The sequence below is a fragment of the Shewanella sp. 8A genome (genome assembly GCF_023475945.1).
GTDB lineage: Bacteria > Pseudomonadota > Gammaproteobacteria > Enterobacterales > Shewanellaceae > Shewanella > Shewanella xiamenensis.
Genome location: NZ_JAMDJP010000140.1, coordinates 1 through 213, shown reverse-complemented (window position 1 = coordinate 213; position 213 = coordinate 1). Strand labels below are relative to the sequence as shown.

The following is a 213-nucleotide window of genomic DNA, read 5'->3' as shown; positions in this document are numbered from 1 at the left end:
CTCGGCCTGCTGCACGCTTGGCAGCAAGCGCAACCTGATAGCCACTGGTTGTTGCCATTGAAGAAAGGCACTCAATATGAGGTGGTGCGAACGCTAGGAAAGCATGACCAGTGGGTGAAACTCACCACGACACCTCAAGCCAGAAAGAAATGGCCGCAGCTCCCAGATACCCTTGAAGCGCGTTTATTGACTAAGACAGTGAAAGGTAAGTCA

At 52.1% G+C, this 213-nt stretch carries 1 pseudogene; it reads left to right on the top strand.

Annotated elements, in window-relative coordinates:
* A pseudogene (locus M0413_RS22900) lies at positions 1 to 213 on the top strand (IS4 family transposase); the annotation flags it as partial.